The organism is Endozoicomonas sp. SESOKO2, assembly GCF_024606245.1.
Classification (GTDB): Bacteria; Pseudomonadota; Gammaproteobacteria; order Pseudomonadales; family Endozoicomonadaceae; genus Endozoicomonas_A.
Map to the genome: position 1 here is coordinate 1 of NZ_JAHHPQ010000010.1, position 4,055 is coordinate 4,055.

Below are 4,055 nucleotides of genomic sequence, written 5' to 3' on the forward strand. Positions count from 1 at the left end.
CCAGCTGAACCCCGAGGATGTTACTGCACTTTGAGAAGTGGCGGAGGGACAGGGATTCGAACCCTGGGTGGGCTATTAACCCACGCCGGTTTTCAAGACCGGTGCTTTCAACCGCTCAGCCATCCCTCCGCAGCAACGGGATTGAATATTACCTGAAAACGATCAACTGTCAAACCCTTGAAAACCAAAGAATATCTCCTGATTGGAAAAATCTTTACGGCATGGCACCGGAAAAAAGTTACGGCTGTTACGGTTTTGTAATGCCTGCGGGGTACTGTGGGCATCCTGTAAAAAGAGAATCTCGATATAGCCGGTGTGTTCAGCTCTGGTATACTCCCTATATAAGCCCCAATGCGAGGAATAAAAAATGGAACGCAAATCCACCGTTTTAGCGTCAAGGCCGACACAGGTTGGCAGCGGCATTGAAATCAATAGTGTTTTGCGCAACACCTACCTGTTGCTAGGTATGACACTGCTGTTCAGTGCTTTTACTGCGGGTGTGGCTATGGCACTGGAAATCAGTCGTATCACTGCCCTGGTGCTCAGCTTGGTAGGTTTTGGTCTGATTTTTGTTGTCAATAAAACCGCTGACTCAGGCAAAGGTCTGGTGGCTGTTTTTGCTTTCACCGGCGTTCTGGGTGCTGCCCTTGGGCCTATGCTGAACTTCTATCTGGCGCTGCCTAATGGTCCTTCTCTGGTGATGCAGGCGCTGGGCGGAACAGCCGTTGTGTTCTTTGCCCTCTCAGCCTACGTGCTGGTTACCCGCAAGGACTTCTCATTTATGGGAGGCTTCCTGATGGTGGGCCTGATTGTGGCCGTGATTGCCAGTATCGCCCTGATCTTCTTCCAGATCCCGGCGGCATCCATGGCTCTGTCTGCTGCTATTGTGCTGTTGATGTCCGGCTTCATCCTGTTTGACACCAGCCGTATCATCCACGGCGGCGAAACCAACTACATCCGCGCTACCGTCTCTCTCTACCTGAATATCTACAACCTGTTTACTGCTCTGCTCTCTCTGCTGGGCATGTCTGACGACTAAGTATTCAGTAATTTATGAAAATACCTCGGTATTCCCGGGGTATTTTTTTTGCACCAGTGACGGTTATAGAAACTTTTTGTAGACGGGAGTCTGTGAATGAAATATGCACTGGCTGTCTACGGTGCTTCCGGTACCGGGCAGTCTTCTCTGACAGCACTTTCTTTTGCCAGGGCCTTGCTGGCTGCGGGCCATGAGATCATTCGAGTCTTTTTTTATCAGGATGGAGTGCACAATGCTTCCAGCCTGGTTTCACCGCCACAGGATGAGGTGAATCTGCCGGAGCAATGGCAAAAGCTGATCACAGAGCAGGGTATTGATGCGGTAGTCTGCATCGCAGCGGCTCTTCGCAGAGGTGTGGTGAATACCGAAGAAGCTGAAAGATATGAACTGCCAGCCAGCAATTTCAGGGAGGGGTATGAACTCTCGGGATTAGGTCAGTTACTCGAAGCGACCGTTGAAGCTGATCGTCTGGTGACTTTTGGAGACTGAGCATGAGTCAATCTATTTGCATTATTTCAACTCAGGCCCCTTATCGTGGCCAGTTTGCCAGAGAAGCGCTGGACGCTGCCCTGGTTTCTGCTTCCTATGAGATCCCAACCAGTCTGTTGCTGATGGGTGATGGTGTTTATCAGATATTGGACGGACAATCTCCCGGGCAGCTGGAAAAGAAAAAACTTTCATCCCTGTTCCAATCTCTCGAACTCTATGGGATTGAAACGGTTTATGTGGATGGAGAGTCGCTGGCAGAGCGTCATCTTGATCCCGAGCAGTTGTTACCTCTGTACACGCTTCTGGAAGGAGACGCGGTGGCATCTTTCCTGGCACAGCAAGATAAGGTATTGAGTTTCTGATGGCTACTTTACATACGGTCAATAAAGCCGGACAACCCCTGGAACTGTGCCTGAGAGCCCTTAATCCGGGTGACAGTGTTCTGCTTCTGGAAGAGGGCGTTTACGCTTTGTATGAAGCCAGTGATGTTTTGTCTGATCTCCTCAGGCATATAGCCGTCTATGTGCTGGAGGCGGATGTTCTGGCCCGGGGAATGACGAACAGAGACGATCTGGATATCGATATGGTGGACTATCAGGGATTTGTTGAGTTGACGGTGGCCAACGATAAAGTGGTGAGCTGGTTTTAGAATATGTCGGATTTGAAGCTTGATAAAGACGGCTATCTGGTCAACCTTAGTGACTGGAATCCAGAGGTCGCTGGTCAGTTGGCAGCAGAAGACCATGTTGAACTGACCGATGAACACTGGGAAATCCTTAATCTGCTCAGGGAATATTATCAGCAATTTGAACACGCTCCCAGTCAAAGACCTTTTGTGAAATACGTTGCCAACCAGCTGGGAAAAGAGAAAGGTAACAGTCTCTATCTGATGAAGCTGTTTCCCGGCAGCCCCGCCAAACTGGCTGCCAGAATTGCAGGTCTGCCCAGACCTACAAACTGTTTCTAGCAGCTTGTGTATCCCCACCGCAAAACCGGGCTGTCTGGTCGACAGCTTTTCCATAGCTTCAATTTGATTTAGCCGCCTGGCTGGCAACTTTTAAGGCACTGACATCCTGACGATAGACATGCCAGCAGCGCAGCTCCAATCCATTTCTTTCCGCGTCATATTTAATATCATTGAAAGATCTAAAATTCTCGATACGTGACCTTTCATGAAGATACTTCCTGAAGATGTAGTCTGGCCAACATTGATCAGGGTTTCTGAGCATTTCCGGTTGTAATTGATCTTTCAACGTGGAGATCGCAGCTTGGTAGCTATCCCGCTGTTCAGGAAGTTTTGCCAGCAACTGGTTTAACCGGTGAATATCACTGTTTTCTGCATTCATTCTTGCGGCTTTTGCCTCACGAATGGCAGTCTCTGTCGCAGTAGCCTCAGGAGTAAAGAAATTCGCGAATGCGTGATAATGTCTGGTGTACAGCAGTTCCGGGGGAATATAGCGCTGCGGTGAGGATACATAAGGGTCTTCAGTGGTCAGGACAAAGCAGCCGGGATTGTTTTTTATCAGTGCGGTCAGATAAAAGTCAGTCATTCCCTCTGTAATCTCCCTGTTCAGTCGTTTTGCAACTGAGCCTGAGCCGGTAAAAGGGTGTATAGCGGTAAACAAAGTGGTCGCCGGTGAAGCGTCAGCAATTTCCTGAGCCGGGATCAGGTTTATGGGGAGTGGCTTGGCATCGTTAGCCTCATTGGCGTAATCATTGCGCACATCCACAGGAATAACTTTGATCCTGAATCCCTGTTCATTGAGGTAGTTTTGCATTAACAGGGATAGTTTTGCGTTGTGACAGCCAATATCCACAATACATTCGATTGTGTTGTTTTTGCTTAAAAAATTAGCCAGAAAGCTGAAATTATACAAATCCAAAAAGCGCCTTTTTGTAGCCTGGGCAGGATCAACAAAGGGTTGCGAAGTATCCAGCGTCATCAGTTTCTGGTTGCCGATCCGGACAGTTTTCGGTTCAACGCCATGCGGTATATTGGCATAGGTCGCACAGTAATTGCTCCGGGGATTGTTATCCATATGGACTGGTGTATATTTGGAAGTGCCGGGATATGGCCTGGAAGGCGTCTTCAAATCAGTCACGGTACGACTCGAAAGACCGACGGTTTGTTGTTCGCGGACTCCGTTGCCGTCGGTCTTCAGATAAGGGGCGATGTCATGGCTTTGTGAGCCATCCTCAGGTTTACAAGGGGGAGTTTGTTCTGTTATGCCTTGTTCTGCCATCTGAACGTGTGAATTGGCAGTGTCCATACCTTTAAACATGATTACTCTCCATGTCTATGAGTCAGTAATAAGATCAAAAACTTTATTCAGTTTGAACTTATAAAAAGTTTGTGATTATTTACTTTGACCAAGATATTAATACTTAGTTCAATTCATAAATTGGCAGTCATATTGTCATTTTTCAGGGCGTCCTCAATCGGGCGCTTAATCCCTTTAGCAGGTTGGCTGGTCACTTCTAAGACTACAGCTTGAAATGATAACTCTCGTGTCTTTAATATAAATTT

6 protein-coding genes and 1 tRNA gene are annotated in these 4,055 nt (G+C 47.9%); 5 read left to right on the forward strand and 2 right to left on the reverse strand.

The genetic code is table 11. The features are described from left to right. Positions 1 to 38: 38 nt before the first annotated feature. Positions 39 to 129, reverse strand: a tRNA-Ser gene (locus tag KDK17_RS00320). 238 nt (positions 130 to 367) lie between these two features. On the opposite strand from KDK17_RS00320, the gene KDK17_RS00325 reads away from it, so the two are divergent. The 5 genes from KDK17_RS00325 (at position 368) to KDK17_RS00345 (ending at position 2,495) form a co-directional block, all read left to right on the forward strand. Next, positions 368 to 1,039, forward strand: a complete 672-nt coding sequence (locus KDK17_RS00325) for a Bax inhibitor-1/YccA family protein (protein WP_257252809.1) — start codon at positions 368 to 370, stop codon at positions 1,037 to 1,039. Positions 1,040 to 1,135: 96 nt separating this feature from the next. Continuing rightward, a complete protein-coding gene (gene tusD / locus KDK17_RS00330; protein WP_257252807.1) occupies positions 1,136 to 1,528 on the forward strand; it encodes a sulfurtransferase complex subunit TusD in 393 nt (130 codons plus the stop codon). Positions 1,529 to 1,530: 2 nt separating this feature from the next. Then, positions 1,531 to 1,890 carry a sulfurtransferase complex subunit TusC gene (gene tusC, locus KDK17_RS00335; RefSeq protein WP_257281393.1) on the forward strand — a complete coding sequence of 120 codons (360 nt, stop codon included), beginning with the start codon at positions 1,531 to 1,533 and terminating at the stop codon, positions 1,888 to 1,890. After that, a complete protein-coding gene (tusB, locus tag KDK17_RS00340) occupies positions 1,890 to 2,177 on the forward strand; it encodes a sulfurtransferase complex subunit TusB (protein ID WP_257254554.1) in 288 nt (95 codons plus the stop codon). Before tusC ends, tusB begins: the two co-directional genes overlap by 1 nt. A gap of 3 nt (positions 2,178 to 2,180) precedes the next feature. Further along, positions 2,181 to 2,495 (forward strand): TusE/DsrC/DsvC family sulfur relay protein, encoded by a 315-nt coding sequence (locus KDK17_RS00345; protein WP_257254555.1) that lies wholly within the window; start codon positions 2,181 to 2,183, stop codon positions 2,493 to 2,495. 58 nt (positions 2,496 to 2,553) lie between these two features. Here the strand turns inward: KDK17_RS00345 and KDK17_RS00350 are convergent, their stop codons facing one another. Further along, positions 2,554 to 3,810 (reverse strand): hypothetical protein, encoded by a 1,257-nt coding sequence (locus KDK17_RS00350; RefSeq protein ID WP_257254556.1) that lies wholly within the window; start codon positions 3,808 to 3,810, stop codon positions 2,554 to 2,556. Positions 3,811 to 4,055 lie beyond the last annotated feature (245 nt).